Genomic DNA, 17,497 nt, shown 5'->3' with positions numbered 1-17,497 from the left:
GTAGGCTTGAATGACCATGGCTGAGATTGACTTTCCCGCAGAAATCCGCGCGCTCCGCGCCACTTACAGCTCCATCGAAGACGTCAGCGATGTCGAGGGCCTCAAGGCCGAAATCGCGGAGTTGAGCGAGCAAGCCGGAGCCCCGGACCTATGGGACGATCCCGCGTCGGCCCAGGTAGTGACGTCACGCCTGTCCCATCGCCAGTCCGAGGTGGAACGCCTCAGCAAGCTTGCCGCGAGGATTGACGATCTGGAAGTCCTCGTGGAACTGGGCCAGGACGAGGGCGACGAGGCCTCGATGGCCGAAGCGGAAAAGGAGCTCGAATCCATCCGCAAGGCGCTCGCGGAACTCGAGGTCGTGACACTGCTGTCCGGCGAGTATGACGAACGTGAAGCCGTCGTGACCATCCGTGCAGGAGCGGGCGGTGTGGATGCCGCCGACTTTGCCGAGATGCTGTTGCGCATGTACCTGCGGTGGGCAGAGCGCCATGGCTACCCGACCACTGTCATGGACACCTCCTATGCCGAAGAAGCGGGACTGAAGTCGGCCACGTTCGAAGTGAAGGCTCCATATGCTTTCGGGACCCTGAGCGTCGAGGCAGGCACGCACCGCCTGGTCCGCATCAGCCCCTTTGACAACCAAGGCCGGCGGCAAACGTCATTTGCTGCAGTGGAAGTCATCCCGCTGATTGAGCAGACCGACTCGATCGAGATCCCGGACAATGAGATCCGCGTGGATGTCTTCCGCTCTTCCGGCCCGGGCGGACAGTCCGTCAACACTACCGACTCGGCCGTCAGGCTCACCCACATTCCCACCGGAATTGTGGTGTCCATGCAGAACGAGAAGTCACAGCTGCAAAACCGTGCTGCCGCGCTGAGGGTACTCCAGTCGCGTTTGCTGTTGCTCAAGAAAGAGCAGCAGGACGCCGAGAAGAAGGCCCTGGCCGGCGACGTCAAAGCATCCTGGGGTGACCAGATGCGCTCGTACGTACTGAACCCGTACCAGATGGTGAAGGACCTCCGGACCGAGCACGAGGTAGGAAATACGTCCGCGGTGCTCGACGGCGACATCGATGACTTCATCGATGCAGGCATCCGCTGGCGTACCGGCAACCGCAACGCTGCCGAGTAGGTCCGGTCCCCCCTCGCCCGTAGCAGTGCGGCAAACGGGAATTGTCCGTGATGGGGGAGCGCCCCAGTGGGTGCGGTTTTGGCGACACGCCCCTCAAACCGGCCGAATCGCCACCTGCCCCTGCGTATAGTCGAGAGGCCGGTGCTCTCACTTCCCCCATTCGAAAGCCCGCGCTCCGGCTGTTGGACTGGGCCAAAAAGTCATGTCCGGCGGGGTCAAAAGGGTCATGATCAGATTTGAGAATGTCACCAAGGTCTACGAGCAGAACGCGCGACCGGCGCTCGATGCTGTCAGCCTTGAGATCAACCGCGGTGAGTTCACCTTCCTCGTGGGCGCCTCGGGCTCGGGTAAGTCCACTTTCCTGAGGCTGATCCTGAAGGAAGACAAAGCGACGTCCGGCTCTGTCTACGTGGCCGGCCAGAACGTCGCCAACATTTCAAGCTGGCGCGTGCCCAAACTTCGCCGCGGCATCGGGGTGGTCTTCCAGGACTTCCGCCTCCTGCCGCAGAAAAACGTCTTTGCCAACGTGGCTTTCGCCATGCAGGTGATTGGCAAGAGCCGCTCCATCATCCGCGAGACCGTCCCGGAAGTCCTCAAAACCGTGGGCCTCGAAGGCAAGGAGCGCCGCATGCCGCATGAACTGTCCGGCGGTGAGCAACAGCGTGTTGCCATTGCCCGGGCGGTCGTCAACCGGCCTGGAATCCTGCTGGCCGATGAGCCCACCGGCAACCTTGACCCCATCACGTCCATGGGCATCATGGGCGTCCTGGACAAGATCAACCAGAACGGCACCACCGTGGTCATGGCCACCCACGACGACGACATCGTCAACGAGATGCGCCGCCGCGTGGTGGAACTGCAGAACGGCAAGATCATCCGCGATGAAGCCAAGGCCCTTTACACGTCCATGATTCCCGTGGTGGGGGAGTCGCGGAGGCTCCGTGATGCAAGCGACGAAGAAATCAACCGCGCCCAGGGGGCCCAGCTGTGAGGCTTCTGTTTATCCTCGGGGAAATCGGCAGCGGGTTGCGCCGGAACCTGTCCATGGTGATCTCCGTGGTGCTGGTGACCTTCGTGTCGCTGACGTTCGTGGGAGCAGCCGGGATGCTCCAAATGCAGATCAACCAGATGAAGGGCTACTGGTACGACAAAGTCCAGGTTGCCGTCTTCCTGTGCAACGATGGCTCCACCACCGTTGGTTGCGCCTCCGGACCCGCCACGAAAGAGCAGCAGGACAATATCCGGGCAATGCTCGAGTCGCCGGCCGTAAAGCAGTACGTCAACGACTTCCAATTCGAGTCGCAGGCCGAGGCCTACAAGCACTTCAAAGACCAGTTCTCCAACTCGCCAATCGTGGATTCGGTCACCGAGGACCAGTTGCCGGCTTCGTTCCGGATCAACATGAAGAACCCGGAAAAGTACCAGATCATCAGCGAGACCTTCTCATCCCAGCCGGGCGTCGAGACAGTCAGCGACCAGAGGCAGGTCCTGGAGAGGATCTTCTCCTGGATGAACGGTGCTTCCGTGGTGGCGGTTGGTGTCGCAGCCGTGATGATCTTCTGCGCAGTGCTGCTGATCACCACCACCATCAGGCTTTCGGCGTTCAGCAGGCGGCGGGAAACGGGCATCATGCGGCTTGTGGGCGCGTCGAAGACAGTCATCCAGCTGCCGTTCATCCTGGAAGGGGTGATAGCCGCCGTCGTGGGTGCTGTCCTGGCCTCCCTCACGCTGTGGCTGATGGCGCACTTCTGGCTCAACGGCGATCTCTCCAGGCAGTTCTTGAATACACCGTTCATTTCGTCGACGCAGGTTCTGGTACTGGCACCGGTGCTCATTGCACTTGGCGGCGGCCTTGCCGGGATATCCTCGTTGTTGACCCTCCGGCGCTACTTGAAGGTTTAGCCGTGGATCGAGAACAAACCCCCGACGCCGGCAAACGCAAAGGAACCCCCATGAGCACGATGGACCGGACATCTCTTCGCCGGCGCCTCGCGTCCGGACAAGCAAGGATTCTTGGTGCCGTCGTAGCGGCCGGCCTGGCTGCAAGCCTCCTTTCGGGCGTTCCGGCCGCGCAAGCAGACAATCTGGACGACCAGCAGGCAGCCCTTGAGGCTGAATCTGCCCGGGTACAGGCATCCCTCGAATTCGTCGACGCAAAGATCGCGAAGGCGGCCGGGGATCTGGTGATCTACCAGGGCCGCCTTCCCGGTGCCCAGCAAGCGCTCCTGGAAGCCCAGGGCAGAGTGGCCAGTGCCGTCAAGGAAGTCGAGGCATTGGCGGCCAGGGTTGAGCTGGCGCAGCAGAACAAGGCCAAGATCACCGAGCAGCTTGAGAGCGACAAGCAGAAGATCACCGATACCAAGAAGTTGATCGGGCAGATTGCTTCCCAGGCCTACAAGTCAGGCGGGGTGCCGACCAACATTGCCTTGCTCTTCGGCTCGGATGAATCGGGCAGCCTGACAGAGTCCATGGACCTTGCCGATCAGGCAATGCGCAGCCAGAACGCTGCGATGACCAAGCTGACCCAGCAAAACGCCGCCAACGTCAACTCGCAGGCGCGGTTGGCAGCAGTGGAAGCTGAGATTCAGGACCTCAAGGCGAAGGCTGACGCAGCCCTCGAGCGCGAAAAGGCCGCTCGGGACGAAGCGGCCAGCAAGAAGGCCGAGGTCGACAAGCTTATTGAGGACACCACCCGGCTCAACAGCCAGCTCCAAGCAGCCAAGCCCGGCATCGAGGCGGACCTAGCACGGGTCAAGGCCGAGCAGAACACCGTGGCAGCCGAAATCGAGGAGCGCGATCGAAAGTTGCGCGAGGCGTGGGAAGCCGAGCAGCGCCGGCTCGCCGCCGAAGCGGCTGCGGCAGCTGCAGCCGCCGCTGCGGCGCAGGGCAAGCCGGCCCCGCCGGAGCCGGTGTACGTTCCGCCGGTAGGGTCGCCGTCGGCCTTTGGCCTGCGACACCCGTTTGCCAACTACGTGCCCATCACTTCCGGCTTCGGCTGGCGAGCGACCCCGCCGGGTACCATCGACTTCTACGGCACGGGAGGCTACATGCACACAGGCATCGACTTCGGTGCATCGTGTGGCACGCCGGTCTATGCCGCGGCGGCCGGCGAGGTGTTCAACTCCGGGTGGAATTCCGCTGATGGTGGCGGTTGGCGCGTCAAGCTCTCCCATGGGGTTGTTCAGGGAAACTCGTTGACCACCATTTACTACCACAACAGCAGCATCGTGGTGGCAAACGGGCAGCGGGTCTCGCAAGGCCAGCTGATCGCCTACTCGGGAAGCACCGGCAACTCAACCGGCTGCCACGCGCACTTTGAGACGTGGCTGAACGGTGCAGCCGTGGATCCCATGACCCTCCTGTAGCGTCTTTTCCCCTGAGCGAACTGATTCCGCCACGGCACAGAGCCGGCTCATCCCTGGCGTACACTGGGTTGGAATCCGCAACCAGCAAGGAGTTCTACCGTGCCCAAAGAAAGTGGCCGTAAGGTAGTGGCCACCAATCGGAAGGCCCGGCACAACTACCTGATCCTCGATACCTACGAGGCAGGCATTGCCCTGATGGGTACCGAGGTGAAGTCCCTCCGTGAAGGCCATGCCTCCATGGTGGACGGCTTTTGCACCTTCTATAACGATGAGTTGTGGATGGAGGGCATCCACATCCCGGAGTACAACCAGGGGAGCTGGACCAACCACGCCGCGCGCCGGCGTCGTAAGCTCTTGCTGCACCGGGAAGAACTGGACAAGATCTCGCACAAAATCCGCGAGTCCGGGTTCACGGTGGTGCCCCTTCAGTTGTACTTCCTGGATGGGCGGGCAAAAGTGGAAATCGCGATCGCCCGCGGTAAGAAGGACTACGACAAGCGCCAAACGCTGCGGGAGCAGCAGGACAAGCGCGAGTCGTTGCGCGAATTGCGGGAACGTAACCGACGCTCGTAGCGGGTCGCGGAACCCGCGCGGGTTCCCGGGAATGATCTTCGGGGAACATGCGTTATGATTGGTAGTCCGGCGGGAGTGATGAGCAAACGCCGGTTTGGTAACAAAATACGGGGATGATCGGTTTCGACGATGTTAGTCGCGACAGGTGAAGCGGGCCGAGGATGCAGAATTATCTCGTTAACGCTGTCTGCAAACCAATAAGTGCCGAATCTAAGCGCACTGACTTCGCTCTTGCTGCCTAAGCAGTAAGACAGTCCGTCAGCCCGGGGTTGCTATCGCCCCGGTTCCTGGCGTCATTTAGATAGCCACTGCTGTTTGCCTTCGTCATTGGGGTAAACGGGACTTTTAGATGACTGGGCCTGGATCAGCCACCTGTTTGCAGGATGGCTGGGGCCGAGAAAATCCGACGCAAACTGCGCCCGGAGAAGCCCTGACAACACGACATCGGACGGGGGTTCAATTCCCCCCATCTCCACCCTTGAAAGCCCTCGGACACTCGTCCGGGGGCTTTCTTTTGCCCTCCTGCAGCCCGGCGGTGCCGTGCTGGTGCAGCCCGGCGGTGCCGTGCTGGGGAAGCCCTGCGCTGGGGCAGGGGCCACACCGCGGCCGGTACATCGCAGCAGGTTCACCCACGGCGTAGCCGGGACAGGACTAGGGGACCCGGCGCATCGGTTGTAGTGGATAGGCCCGCAGGGGCATCGGCCGGGTGGCAGGAGGCAACATGATGGACGTCGGGCGCGAGTTTGCATTCGAAGACAACAATCCGGGAGCGGGCAACGGGACCGAAACCGACGACGACGACGTCCTGGACGCGTACTCGCAAACGGTCATCCGCGTGGCCGGCTCGGTGACGCCGCATGTGGCCGCCATCGAGATGGTCAGCACCCGGCGCAACGGCCGGGTTCGGGTGGGCAGCGGCTCGGCTGTGGTCTTTACCGTCGACGGCTACCTGCTCACCAACGCCCACGTCGTTGCCGGGACCGAGTCCGGCCGGGCCGTCTTCGCCGACGGCAAGCAAAGCGACGTCCAACTGGTGGGTGCCGATCCGTTGTCCGACCTCGCCGTGGTTCGGGGACTGGGCAGAACCCCGCCTCCCGCTGTGTTGGGGAACGCGGAATTCCTGCGGGTGGGCCAGTTGGTCATCGCCGTCGGTAATCCCTTGGGGCTGTCCGGCTCCGTGACGGCGGGTGTTGTCAGCGGGCTCGGAAGGTCCATTCCAGTGCGTGCAGGGGAGCACAGGCGGGTGATCGAAGATGTGATCCAAACCGACGCAGCACTGAACCCCGGGAACTCCGGGGGAGCGCTGGCTGACACCAAGGGACGCATTGTGGGCATCAATACCGCCGTTGCCGGGCTGGGACTTGGCCTGGCGGTTCCCATTAATAGGACAACCCAGCGGATCATCTCATCACTTCTCAAGGATGGTCGCGTCCACCGGGCCTATCTGGGGCTGGTGAGCACACCCATACCGCTCGACGCGAGCGCGGTGGTGCGCACGGGCCAGAAGGAAGGGCTGCGCGTCGTGGAAGTGATCGCCGGTTCCCCGGCCGAGTTGTCCGGGTTGCAGCCGGGGGATGTGGTTCTCCAAGCCCAAGGACGGGCCGTTTCCAGTGCCGAGAGCCTGCAGAAGCTTCTCTTCGAGGAGGCGATCGGTCAGCCGTTCCCCTTGACGGTTCTGCGGGAGGGAAAACTGGTGGGGCTGGTTGCGGTTCCGTCGGAAATGGGCTGAGGCGGCCTTGGCTTCCCGGTCAGATGCCAGGACGACCGGAAGAGGTTATTGGTCTTCGGCGCGGACGTCCACGACGCCCACGAAGCGGCTGCCGATACCCTCATACTCGGTTCGTACGTCCCCGGCGAACAACTCGGGCAGCTCCCTGCTGCGGTGATGCCCGCAGTAGACGAATGAGAACTCCGGCCACCATTTCTTGGGCCTGACTGCCTCGGAATAGTTGCAGACCGCGCAGTCCAGGTGCACCCACACCGGACGTTTGCCGGTACGGTTTGCGCGGGACTGCACCAACCATGGCGGCGGGTTGTCCTGGAGATCTCGAAGGTCCGATTCCGACAGCCGGGGCGGGATGCCGTGGCGCTGGGCCATTTCCATGGAGATATCAAGGGCCAAAGCGGCATCACGTCTGCTGATCACCACTCAACGATACGGCAAGCGTAGGCTGTGCACATGACGGCTGAAGCGGCCCTGCCACCCAGCACACCCTTGCAGCGGCGGGTCTTGGTGGTGGCGATCGTGGCATCTTTCATCGCCATCCTGGATGGCTTTGTGGTCAATCTCGCGCTGCCGGCGATCGGGCGCGAATTGGGCGGCGGCCTGGTGATCCAACAATGGGTGGTGGATGCCTATCTGCTGACCTTGGGTTCCCTCATCCTTGTTGCCGGTTCGCTGTCGGACCATTTTGGCCGGGCGAGGATCCTCGAATGGGGACTGACCGGCTTCGCAGTCACCTCGGTTCTGTGCGGCTTGGCATGGAACGGGGAAATGCTGGTGATCTCCCGCGCCCTGCAGGGGATTGCCGGCGCGCTCCTGGTACCAAGTTCCCTGGCGATGATCGTGACGGTGTTCTCCGGTCCGGCCCAATCCAAGGCCATTGGCCAATGGTCCGGTTGGACGAGTGCGGCGGCGATCGTTGCGCCTTTGATCGGGGGCGTCTCCGTTGACCTGCTGTCCTGGCGTGTCATCTTCTTCATCAACGTCATTCCCGCCGCGGTGATCTGGCCGATGCTGGTGCGGCTGCGAAGTTCCGATGCCGCAAGGGACAAGAGCAAGAAGATCGACTACACCGGAGCTGCCCTGGCGATGGTGGGGCTTGGCGGCCCGGTCTTTGCCTTCATTGAGCAGGGTCGCCTGGGGTGGTCCGCCCCGCAGGTTTGGCTGCCGTTGGTGGTGGGCGCCCTCGCCTTGGTGCTTTTCCTGCTCCATGAGAACAGGACCGCAGAACCCATGCTGCCGCTGCGGCTGTTCGGCATCCGGAATTTCGGCTGGGGCAACCTGGCCACGCTGGCCATCTACGGTGCCATTTCCCTGGGATTCTTCGTCCTGGGCATTTACCTTCAGCAGGTGGGCGGCATGGGTGCCACGACGGCGGGGATCGCCCTGCTGCCCGGAACCGTGATCCTTATGCTGGCTGCCTCGTACTTCGGCGGACTGGCCGGTAAGCACGGGCCCCGGTGGTTCATGACGGCGGGCCCTTTGCTGTGCGGTGCCGGGTTCCTCATGTCGCTGTCCATCCAGGAACCGTTGGATTATTGGACGCAGGTCTTCCCCGGCCAAGTGGTGTTCGGCGTGGGGCTCGCCACCTTGGTTGCACCGCTCACCGCAGCCATTCTCGGTGCTGTGCCAACGGAGGAGGCAGGCATAGGATCTGCCGTCAACAACGCAGTGGCCCGCATAGCCGGCCTCATTTGTATTGCCTTCGCAGGTCTCATCGTCGGTCCCGCTTTCACCAGGGAGGGCCTCTATGCCGCTCTCTGGGTCACAGCGGGACTGTTCTTCCTGGGTGGCCTGGCCTCCGCCGTCGGAATCCGGAACGAAGTACCTCCTGCGGGGGGACAGCCGGCGGATGCTTCGGGCAGCGAAGGCGGAAAAGCGGCCGACGACGGCGGCACGGCCCACCAGCCAGGCTGACCGCCAGGTGCCCGCTTGAGTCAGCGCGTGAGGACACAGCCTTCGTGGGTTTCTGTGCTCTGGACCCAGAGTGCTGAGGTTACTTCGTCGGCAAGGTCGAATTCGCGCCGGGCGGACCCGCTGCCCACGCGGACCACCAAGGCCCCTCCGAAGGGCTTGCGCCCCACCACTTCCACGCGGGCATCCAGGGAAATGTCCTCGGCGGCCAAGTAGCGCAGCAAATCGGGATTCTCATCGCTGATGCGGGTGATACGGCCGGAATGGCCCTCGTCGAGTTCGATCAGGCGGTAGGCATGCGGCAACTCCACCGATCCGTCCGACGCGGGGATCGGGTCACCATGCGGATCCCGCACGGGATGGCCGAGCTTCGCGGACATCCTTTCGATGAAGGTGTCGGAGACGGCATGCTCCAGCATCTCGGCTTCATCGTGGACCTCGTCCCAGCTATAGCCCAGTTCTTCAACGAGGTACGTCTCAATCAGCCGGTGCCGGCGCACCATGGACAGTGCCAGCCGCATGCCTTCAGGGGTCAACCGAATGGCGCTGTAAGGCTGGTGGTCTACCAGGCCCTGGTCCTTGAGCTTGCGGACCATCTCGGACACCGACGAGTTGGCAACCCCCAACCGCTGGGCAAGTTGCGAGGAAGTGATCGGCTTGTCCTGCCACTCCGTGTAGGAGTAGATGACCTTGACGTAGTCCTCGATCGAGGAGGAGGGCGTGCTGGTCTTCACGTTCCAAGCCTACCGTGGCCGCCGGCTCAGGCCTTGCGGGCCCGCCAGGTGTGCGTCACGTACGGCAAGGCGAGGAGCTCGCCGCGGGCATGGTGCAAGTGCTCGTAGAGGTACCACTCCAGGTTGCCCATCACTTTCTCCCGGGTGGCCTGATTGGCGCGCAGGTAGTAGCTGCGGGACTTGGTCAGTTCCATGATGTCCTCGGGGGACACTGCGTCCTGCCAGCTGGTGACGTGGCTTTCGAGGTTCTCGAACTCCGGGCCCACCACTGGCCGGAACCCCGGCTTATGGACATCACCGGCATGCATGATGCGTGAAAGGCGATGAACCCAGGCCACGGAGGTGTCCAGTTGGTTCCAGATGAGGCCGAGCGTTCCGTGCGGACGGAGGATCCGGGCAATCTCGGTACTTGCCTTGAGCGGATCGCACCAGTGCCAGGCCTGGGCGACACTGACGACGTCGAAAACTGAGTCCGCCAGTCCCGTCACTTCGGCAGTACCTTCAACGGCGTGCGCCTGCGGGCAGTTCTTCCGCAGCTGGTCCAGCATGTCCGCGGAAGGGTCGACGGCGCTGACCTGCAGGCCCCGGTCGAGCAGCAGTGTTGTGAATTTGCCTGTCCCTGCGCCAATATCGGCTGCGGTCCGTGCGTTCGGGGGCAGCAGCCAATCGACGGAATCCGCCGGGTACCCGGGGCGGACCCGATCATAATGTTCGCCGCCGTCCTGGAAGCTCTGCCCCAGCTCCCGACGTCGGTGCGCGTGCAGCTTTGGGCCGCCGGCGCGTCCGGCGCGTCCGGCACCTCCGGAAGAAACCGGGAGGCCGGAGGGCAGTGATCCTCCGGATTCGTTGCTTGAACGCGTGGACACGCGGGGGACTCCTTCAGCGGCAGTAGTCAGGGATACCCAAAGAATCTACCGCAGCAACGTGGCGCCAAGGCCGGGAAGGCTCCTAGTCCACGGTGCAGGGAGCGGCCCCGGCGGTTCCGGGCGTATTGGGCGCCCACTCCGGGTAGCTGCGGTGATCGTTTGCGGGGACCCAACGGCCCTCGTCCACGACGTAATCCCAGCCAAGTCCGGTGGTCTTCAGTTGCCGGATGCCGGCCAGCAGCCTGGCAGCGTCCTCAAGCCGGGAGCCGACGCCGAAGCTGGCGCGCAGTGAACCGGACGGCAAGCCGAGGCGCTTCAGGAGCGGGTGGGCGCAGAAACGGCCATCGCGCAGGCCCACGCCGTGCTCGGCGGCCAGGTAAGCCGCCACCAGTCCCGCGTCGAAGCCTTCAACGGAGAAGTTGACGACGCCGATGGTGTCGGTGGAATCACTGAAGATCCGGTGGACGGTGACCCCTTCAATGGATTCCAAGCCCTCAACCAGGAAGGATCGGATTGCCACCTCATGGTTGTGCCAGTCCTGTTGGTCCAAGCCGGCCAGCACCTGGGTAGCCCGCGCCAAGGTGGCTGCCCCCAGGACGTTGGGGGAGCCGCCCTCGTGCCGGGCCGGACCAGTTGCCCAGCTCACCGAATCCAGGCGCGCTTCACGAACGGCGCCGCCGCCGGCAAGGTGGGGGGTTCCGGCGTCGAGCCAATCGGGACGGCCGACCACGACGCCTGCGCCGAAGGGCGCGTAGAGCTTGTGCCCCGAGAAGACGACGTAGTCCACGTCGCTCTCGGAAATGTTGATGCGCCGGTGCGGGGCGAGCTGGGCTGCATCGACGACGATCCGCGCGTCGAACTCATGCGCCAACGCTGCGAGCTCTGCAATCGGCAGGATTTCGCCGGTGACGTTGGAAGCGCCGGTCACAGCGAGCAGGGATATTCCGCCCTGGCTCAATTCATCGCGCAGGTTGGCGATGGTGGCAGACAACGTGGGGGAGGCGATGACGCTGCGGTGCGGTACGCCCTGCCAGGGAAGCAGGTTGGCGTGGTGCTCAATGTCGAGGTACAGCACTTCACCGGCCGGTGCGCCGTCAAGCTGGGGGAGGCATCCGGCGAGGAGGTTCAGCGAATCGGTGGTGTTGCGGGTGAAGATGACTGAATCATCCGGCCGGCCGCCAACGAAGTCCCGCACGATGTTCCGCGAGTTTTCATAGACGGACGTGCTGATTTGGGATGCGTAACCGGCGCCACGGTGCACACTGGCGTAATAGGGCAGGATTTCATTCAAGTAGGCAGAGACGATGGTCAGTGCCGGGGCCGACGCTCCGTAGTCAAGGTTTGCGTACCTGACGTGGCCCCCTTGGATCAGGGGAGCCTGCAGCTCTGCTCCTGTGACGGCGGCCAGCGGTCGCGCTGCGAGGGCTTCGTGGGCCGCGTGGTCATCTCCGAAAGCGGGCAGGACGGTGGAATCGAACGTAACAGTGCTCATGGGACCTCACTCAAGAAGGACCCCTCCAAGGGATCCGCGCTTGCCGTATCCGTTCCGGACCGGCCTGGTCGTCACCCGGGGCACCCCACCGCGAATGGAGGGTTGCCGGCCAGCAAACCGGGGTTTAGCGCTGGCACTCGTGACCTGTAGAAGAGACTAGGACACCTTCCGTGGACGATTCAAAGCGGGAGGAGTTTGTTAAGCGGTTTGTTACGGAGAGAGCCGAATCCCGTTTTGGTCGAATAATCGACGGCGATGGCACCCTGAAGTGGGTTTGTCGCCGTCGATTATTCGCAGCATTACGGTTCGGCTGTTGCCGGAGCGCGCTAAAGGAGATCGTCGATCTCCGGGTTGAGGCGCTTCAGGACCTCTGAGTGGAGGATGGAATTGGTGGCCAGCGCGTTGCCGCCGAAGGGGCCGTCTTCGCCCTCAAGCGAGGTGAACCTGCCGCCGGCCTCCGTGACGATCGGCACCAAGGCAGCCATGTCGTACAGGTTTAGTTCCGGTTCGCAGGCGATGTCTACGGCACCTTCGGCCACCAGGCAGTAGGACCAGAAATCCCCGAAGGCGCGGGTCCGCCAGACGTCGTCAGTGAGGGAAAGGAATTCGTCCAGGTTTCCGCGCTCCTTCCATCCCGAAAGGCTCGAGAAGGACAGTGACGCGTCCGCCAACGAAGAGACATTGGAGACTTTCAAACGGGTGGCCGACGCGAGGGACCGCCCTGTGTAGGCTCCCATGCCCTTGGCGGCCCACCAGCGTTTGCCGAGTGCCGGCGCGCTGACCACACCCACCACGGGCTCGTCCTCGTCAACGAGGGCGATCAAGGTCGCCCACACCGGCACCCCTCGAACAAAGTTCTTCGTCCCGTCGATGGGGTCGATGATCCAGCGCCGCGATCCATGGCCGCTGCTGCCGAACTCTTCGCCCAGCACGGCGTCGCGGGGACGCGAACGCGAGAGCTGGCCGCGGATGGCTTCCTCGGCGGCCTTGTCCGCATCGGTGACCGGCGTCAGGTCGGGTTTGGTTTCGATCTGCAGGTCCAGGGCCTTGAACCGGTCCATGGTCTGGGCGTCCACCGAATCGGCCAGGACGTGGGCCAGCCGCAGGTCATCGTTGTAACTGGAAACGGGTTGGGTCATGCCACCAAACTATCGCGAAACAATCCCTGCACCCGGGAAGTGGTGCTTTTCCCGTCTCAGTTGACGGTGCCGAGTTCCTTGGTTTCCTTCGCCTCCAGGCGTGGGTCCGCTCCGAGGAGCCGGCGCAGGGACGCCAGCCTTGCGGTGCCGGAAGGTCCGGCATGCCCTTCGTTGACCCAGGCGTCCAGTCCGCAGTTGACGGCGTTGGCGTCGTGTTTGCAGCCCCGTTCGCAGTCTTCGGTACCGGGCTCGAGGTCCGGGAAGGAGTGCAGGATCCGGTCCGGGTCGACGTGGGCCAATCCGAAGGAACGGATGCCGGGAGTATCGATGATCCAGCTGCCCGAAGGAGCGTCGGCCAGCTTGAGGGCCAGGGCCGACGATGAAGTATGCCGGCCGCGGCCCGTCACGGCGTTGACTCCGCCGGTTGCCCGTTCCGCGCCCGTCAGCGCATTGACCATGGTGGACTTGCCGACGCCGGAGTGCCCCAGCATGACGGTCACTTTTCCATCGAGGTGGTCCCGCAGGCGGGACACCGCTTCGCTGTCGAGCCGGGCGGACAAGCCGTCGTCCGAGCGGGCATCGATGCCGGATGCCTGTGAATCCGCCGTGCGGCTGATGATGACCGGAAAGTCCAGGCTGAGGTAGTTCGAAAGAAGTTCCGCCGGATCCTTGACGTCCGCCTTGGTGATGAGCAGCAGCGGCTCTATGCCGGCGTCGTAGGCTGCCACCAAGGCGCGGTCGATGAAACCTGTACGCGGCTCCGGGTTGGCCGCGGCCACCACCACTACCAGCTGGTCGGCGTTCGCCACCACTACCCGCTCGATCGGGTCCGTGTCATCGGCGCTGCGACGCAACAGGGTCCGGCGTTCTTCGACGCGGACCAGCCGCGCCAGGGTATCGGGGCTGCCGGAGACATCGCCCACCAAGGCAACGAAATCGCCCGGAACCACCGGCGTGCGGCGGAGTTCGCGGGCCCTGGCTGCAATGACTACGCGTTCGTTGTCAGAGTCCTCGCCCACGATCGCCGTGTAGCGCCCGCGGTCGACCGTGATGATTCGTCCCACCACGGCGTCGTCGTGGCTGGGACGGTCCTTGGTGCGGGGCCTGGAACCCTTCTTGTTCGGACGGATGCGGACATCCGATTCGTCCCAGGAGCGTGCGTCGCGGCCCATGCTCAGCGGTTGCCCCCGGTTGTGCCCGCCTGTGGGAATTCGCCGGAATCGCGGGTAGCCTGCCCGAGCATGGCTGCCCACATGTGCGGGAATTCGGGCATCGTTTTGGAAGTCGTGGCGATGTCTTCCACTTCCACCCCTTCCACGGCGAGCCCGAGGATGGCACCCGCCGTAGCCATGCGGTGGTCCGCATAGCTGTGCACGACGCCGCCGTGCAGGGCAGCCGGACGGATGATGAGACCGTCCGCGGTTTCTTCCGCGTCCCCGCCGAGGCGGTTGATCTCGTTCACCAACGCGGCGAGCCGGTCCGTTTCGTGGCCCCTGAGGTGGGCGATCCCGGTCAGGCGGGAGGGTCCGCTGGCCAAAGCGCACAGGGCGGCAACGGTGGGAGCCAGTTCGCTGGTCTCGTCAAAGTCCGCCCCCTTGATGTCGGGACCGCCCGTGACGGTGAGCGTGCCGTCTTCCAGCGTGACGGTTGCCCCCATGGTGGTGAGGATGCTGCGCCAGAGGTCACCCACCTGGGTTGTCCGGAGGGGCCAGTTGGGGATTCTGACGGTGCCGCGGGTGGCCAGCGCGGCGGCCAGGAAGGGACCGGCGTTGGACAGGTCCTGTTCGATGCGCTGGTCGAAGGCACGGATGGGGCCGGGAGCCACGCGCCAATGGTTGGGCACCGAATCGTCCACGCTGACCCCGACGCTGCGGAGCACGGATACTGTCATGCTGATGTGGTCGAGGCTTGGCACCGGCTTGCCGACATGTTCAAGATGCAGGCCTTCGGTGAAGCGCGCGCCCACCAGCAACAACGCCGATACGAACTGCGACGAGGCACTGGCATCGATCACGAGATGCCCGCCGCGGACTTTGCCGGTGCCTTCCACCGCGAAAGGCAGGGCCGACGGCGTCCTGCCGCCTTCGGCGCGAACCGGAACCCCAAGGGCTACGAGCGCCTCGATGATGGTTCCCATGGGGCGCTTGCGGGCATGGGGGTCGCCGTCGAAGACAGCAGTTCCCCGGCGGAGGGCCGCCACAGGGGGAACAAACCTCATGACCGTTCCGGCAAGGCCGCAGTCGATGGAGGTGTCGGAGGGAGTGTCCGTCGAACTGATGGGGCTGATCTCGAGGTCGGGACCGTAGTCCCCGTCGCCCGGCACCTCGGTGACGGTCGCTCCCAAGTGGCGCAAGGCCTGGACCATCAAGGCGGAGTCCCGCGAGTGCAGGGGAGCCCGCAACCTTGACGGCCCATCAGCCAGGGCCGCCAAGATCAGGAACCTGTTGGTTAAGGACTTGGAGCCCGGTACCGTTACCGTGGCATCGACCGGCTGCTTGGCAAAGGGCGCCGGCCAGAGAGATTGTGCTGCGGCGCTTTCCGTGCCGGTGTTTGCTGCGGTGGTACCAGTCATGCTTCCTTATGCTCCAACTGCGTGGTCGACGGCCTTGCGTACTGCTTTGTCTGCGCGCTTGATCTGCTTCCCGGTGACTTTCTTTGCGTCGGCGGCAAGGTGTTCGGCGCGCCATGCCAGGCTGGGGCGTCCGGCAGTGTCCACGGAAGCGAGCAGCACGCCTCCGGTCAGGGAAATGTTCTTCAGCAGCTGGGCACGGCGTGCGTTACGGCCTTCCTTGGTGCTGATATCCGCTGAGCGCCACTCCACGTAGGTGTTTAGCGCCGAGGTCAAAGCGAGCACGGTGGCAGCGAAGCGGGACATTTTTCCCAGGCCGAGGAGGGCACCTGCTCCCAACTGCGCGCCACCGATGACGCGGGCCAGGACTTTCTCGTCTGTCTGGAAAGGCAGGGACTCGGAAGCCCGGCGAAGTACCGGCGATAACTGCCTGGCAGTGTCATCCGCGTTCCTCAGTTTGTCCAGCCCGGTAATGACGAAACTTGATGCGAGCATGGGTCGCGCGAGGAAACGGATTACAGACATGTCTTGCCTCCTGGATGATTGGCCACAGGCGTCGTTTGACGTCGTGTTCAAGGGGTGCAGTCTGCTCTAGTCTTGCACCTTTGCGGAATATTTACCCACCGGTGGCCGTTGTGAACAGAAGGCGCGGTGAAGACCGGGCCGCGGCATGGTGTTGCCGCTTCACGAACGGAGTTGGTTTTTTGACCTTGGTGAGGGACCGCACGGATTTACCAGGGCCCACGTCGCCCGCGCAGCTGGATTCACTGCAGCTGACAGTAGACTTGGCATCGATGAGCACCATTGAACCGGCCGCAGCGGCCACGGACCAGTCAGCCGACGACGACGCTCAGGCCCCGGCCGCCGTCGATCCTTCCACCGAAACCGCCGAGCAGCGCCGGGCACGCTTTGAGCGCGACGCCATGCAGTATGTGGACCAGCTTTACTCGGCGGCGATGCGCATGGCGCGCAACCCGTCCGATGCCGAGGACCTGGTCCAGGAGGCTTACACCAAGGCCTTCTCTGCGTTCCACCAATACAAGCCGGGCACGAACCTCAAAGCCTGGCTGTACCGGATCCTGACCAATACCTACATCAACCTCTACCGGAAGCGGCAGCGGGAACCCCTGCAGTCCAACTCGGACACGATCGAGGACTGGCAGCTGGCCAAGGCGGAGTCGCACACGTCCGCGGGACTGCGCTCCGCAGAAGCCGAGGCCCTCGACCATCTCCCGGATTCGGACGTCAAGAATGCCTTGCAGTCCATCCCGGAAGAGTTCCGCCTGGCCGTCTACTTCGCGGATGTCGAGGGGTATGCGTACAAGCAGATATCAGAGATCATGAATACCCCGATCGGCACCGTCATGTCGCGCCTGCACCGCGGCAGGAAGATGCTCCGGGACATGCTGGCGGACTACGCCGCCGAACGGGGCTTCCGGGCCCAGACAGAAGACCAGGCCACGGCCGGTAGCAACAATCAGGAGAAAGAGAAATGAGCGACTGCCAGGGATTGGGCGATTGCGACGATACGCGCATGCAGCGTATCTACGAGTACCTCGACGGCGCACTGACCCGTGAGGACCTCGGCGAGATCAAGCAGCACTTGGACGGTTGCGAGGAGTGCTCCGAGCAGTACGATCTCGAGTGCCTCATCCGCACCATGGTCAAGCGCTCCTGCACCGAATCTGCGCCGGAGAACCTCAAGAACTCCATTCTTGACAGGATCCACTCGATCAAGCCCGTGGAGGCCTGAACCGGCCGCAGGTCCGCTGACCAAAGCCGCTTAAACGCGAAAGGCCCTGGAAACCGCATGGTTTCCGGGGCCTTTGCTTTAAGCCTTGACTCCAAGCCTCTGGCTTAGGTGTTGGGGCGCTTGCCGTGGTTTGCGCCGCCGCGCTTACGGTCACGACGCTTACGTGCACGCTTGCTCATAGCTGGCCTCCTTCAATGATTGATTCACAATAAAGCTGCCCTCCAGTTTCGCACATCC

Annotated in this window: 18 protein-coding genes, 1 other RNA gene and 1 riboswitch; of the genes, 10 read left to right on the top strand and 9 right to left on the bottom strand. The window is 63.6% G+C overall.

What is annotated here, in order from left to right:
• The first annotated feature begins 16 nt into the window (after nucleotides 1-16).
• From prfB to RI444_RS14295, 7 genes are all read left to right on the top strand, one after another.
• On the top strand, nucleotides 17-1,132 hold the full coding sequence (gene prfB, locus RI444_RS14325; protein ID WP_031216370.1) for a peptide chain release factor 2: 1,116 nt from the start codon (nucleotides 17-19) through the stop codon (nucleotides 1,130-1,132).
• A gap of 226 nt (nucleotides 1,133-1,358) precedes the next feature.
• On the top strand, nucleotides 1,359-2,123 hold the full coding sequence (gene ftsE / locus RI444_RS14320; RefSeq protein WP_031216372.1) for a cell division ATP-binding protein FtsE: 765 nt from the start codon (nucleotides 1,359-1,361) through the stop codon (nucleotides 2,121-2,123).
• The gene (gene ftsX, locus RI444_RS14315) at nucleotides 2,120-3,034 is read left to right on the top strand and encodes a permease-like cell division protein FtsX (protein WP_021471905.1); all 915 of its coding nucleotides are present in this window, start codon (nucleotides 2,120-2,122) and stop codon (nucleotides 3,032-3,034) included. Before ftsE ends, ftsX begins: the two co-directional genes overlap by 4 nt.
• 50 nt (nucleotides 3,035-3,084) lie before the next feature.
• Nucleotides 3,085-4,497 carry a M23 family metallopeptidase gene (locus tag RI444_RS14310; RefSeq protein ID WP_207604435.1) on the top strand — a complete coding sequence of 471 codons (1,413 nt, stop codon included), beginning with the start codon at nucleotides 3,085-3,087 and terminating at the stop codon, nucleotides 4,495-4,497.
• A gap of 99 nt (nucleotides 4,498-4,596) precedes the next feature.
• The gene (gene smpB / locus RI444_RS14305; RefSeq protein ID WP_031216076.1) at nucleotides 4,597-5,070 is read left to right on the top strand and encodes an SsrA-binding protein SmpB; all 474 of its coding nucleotides are present in this window, start codon (nucleotides 4,597-4,599) and stop codon (nucleotides 5,068-5,070) included.
• A gap of 109 nt (nucleotides 5,071-5,179) precedes the next feature.
• Nucleotides 5,180-5,548, top strand: a transfer-messenger RNA (tmRNA) gene (gene ssrA, locus RI444_RS14300).
• A gap of 246 nt (nucleotides 5,549-5,794) precedes the next feature.
• Nucleotides 5,795-6,799 (top strand): S1C family serine protease, encoded by a 1,005-nt coding sequence (locus RI444_RS14295; protein WP_207605881.1) that lies wholly within the window; start codon nucleotides 5,795-5,797, stop codon nucleotides 6,797-6,799.
• Between the two features lie 45 nt (nucleotides 6,800-6,844).
• On the opposite strand, the gene RI444_RS14290 is transcribed toward RI444_RS14295, so the two are convergent.
• Entirely contained in the window at nucleotides 6,845-7,174 is a 330-nt protein-coding gene (locus RI444_RS14290; protein ID WP_062099247.1) for a hypothetical protein, read from the bottom strand.
• 69 nt (nucleotides 7,175-7,243) lie between these two features.
• Here RI444_RS14290 and RI444_RS14285 point away from each other — a divergent pair, with 69 nt between their 5' ends.
• Nucleotides 7,244-8,710, top strand: a complete 1,467-nt coding sequence (locus RI444_RS14285; RefSeq protein WP_207604436.1) for an MFS transporter — start codon at nucleotides 7,244-7,246, stop codon at nucleotides 8,708-8,710.
• A gap of 20 nt (nucleotides 8,711-8,730) precedes the next feature.
• Here the strand turns inward: RI444_RS14285 and RI444_RS14280 are convergent, their stop codons facing one another.
• The 7 genes from RI444_RS14280 to RI444_RS14250 form a co-directional block, all read right to left on the bottom strand.
• On the bottom strand, nucleotides 8,731-9,441 hold the full coding sequence (locus RI444_RS14280; protein WP_069695163.1) for a metal-dependent transcriptional regulator: 711 nt from the start codon (nucleotides 9,439-9,441) through the stop codon (nucleotides 8,731-8,733).
• Between the two features lie 26 nt (nucleotides 9,442-9,467).
• A complete protein-coding gene (locus RI444_RS14275; RefSeq protein ID WP_242703255.1) occupies nucleotides 9,468-10,271 on the bottom strand; it encodes a class I SAM-dependent methyltransferase in 804 nt (267 codons plus the stop codon).
• A 118-nt stretch (nucleotides 10,272-10,389) separates the two neighbouring features.
• Nucleotides 10,390-11,799 carry an aminotransferase class V-fold PLP-dependent enzyme gene (locus RI444_RS14270; RefSeq protein WP_062097231.1) on the bottom strand — a complete coding sequence of 470 codons (1,410 nt, stop codon included), beginning with the start codon at nucleotides 11,797-11,799 and terminating at the stop codon, nucleotides 10,390-10,392.
• A 31-nt stretch (nucleotides 11,800-11,830) separates the two neighbouring features.
• Nucleotides 11,831-11,944, bottom strand: a riboswitch (SAM riboswitch).
• A gap of 181 nt (nucleotides 11,945-12,125) precedes the next feature.
• Nucleotides 12,126-12,938: a histidinol-phosphatase gene (hisN, locus tag RI444_RS14265; protein WP_021471042.1), complete on the bottom strand. Its 813-nt coding sequence runs from the start codon at nucleotides 12,936-12,938 to the stop codon at nucleotides 12,126-12,128.
• Nucleotides 12,939-12,994: 56 nt separating this feature from the next.
• Nucleotides 12,995-14,110 carry a ribosome small subunit-dependent GTPase A gene (locus RI444_RS14260; RefSeq protein ID WP_062097229.1) on the bottom strand — a complete coding sequence of 372 codons (1,116 nt, stop codon included), beginning with the start codon at nucleotides 14,108-14,110 and terminating at the stop codon, nucleotides 12,995-12,997.
• A gap of 2 nt (nucleotides 14,111-14,112) precedes the next feature.
• The gene (gene aroA / locus RI444_RS14255; RefSeq protein ID WP_062097227.1) at nucleotides 14,113-15,510 is read right to left on the bottom strand and encodes a 3-phosphoshikimate 1-carboxyvinyltransferase; all 1,398 of its coding nucleotides are present in this window, start codon (nucleotides 15,508-15,510) and stop codon (nucleotides 14,113-14,115) included.
• Between the two features lie 6 nt (nucleotides 15,511-15,516).
• Nucleotides 15,517-16,032, bottom strand: a complete 516-nt coding sequence (locus RI444_RS14250; RefSeq protein WP_207604437.1) for a DoxX family membrane protein — start codon at nucleotides 16,030-16,032, stop codon at nucleotides 15,517-15,519.
• A gap of 179 nt (nucleotides 16,033-16,211) precedes the next feature.
• Here RI444_RS14250 and RI444_RS14245 point away from each other — a divergent pair, with 179 nt between their 5' ends.
• Entirely contained in the window at nucleotides 16,212-17,003 is a 792-nt protein-coding gene (locus tag RI444_RS14245; protein ID WP_207604438.1) for a sigma-70 family RNA polymerase sigma factor, read from the top strand.
• Nucleotides 17,000-17,260, top strand: a complete 261-nt coding sequence (gene rsrA / locus RI444_RS14240) for a mycothiol system anti-sigma-R factor (RefSeq protein ID WP_021471037.1) — start codon at nucleotides 17,000-17,002, stop codon at nucleotides 17,258-17,260. Before RI444_RS14245 ends, rsrA begins: the two co-directional genes overlap by 4 nt.
• A 104-nt stretch (nucleotides 17,261-17,364) precedes the next feature.
• On the opposite strand, the gene RI444_RS23105 is transcribed toward rsrA, so the two are convergent.
• Nucleotides 17,365-17,439 (bottom strand): 50S ribosomal protein bL37, encoded by a 75-nt coding sequence (locus RI444_RS23105; RefSeq protein ID WP_369299106.1) that lies wholly within the window; start codon nucleotides 17,437-17,439, stop codon nucleotides 17,365-17,367.
• Between the last annotated feature and the right edge of the window lie 58 nt (nucleotides 17,440-17,497).

Source organism: Paenarthrobacter sp. AT5, from assembly GCF_032764245.1.
Lineage (GTDB): Bacteria > Actinomycetota > Actinomycetes > Actinomycetales > Micrococcaceae > Arthrobacter > Arthrobacter ureafaciens.
The sequence above is the reverse complement of the archived record's forward strand: the minus strand, read 5'-3'. Positions and strand labels throughout refer to the sequence as shown.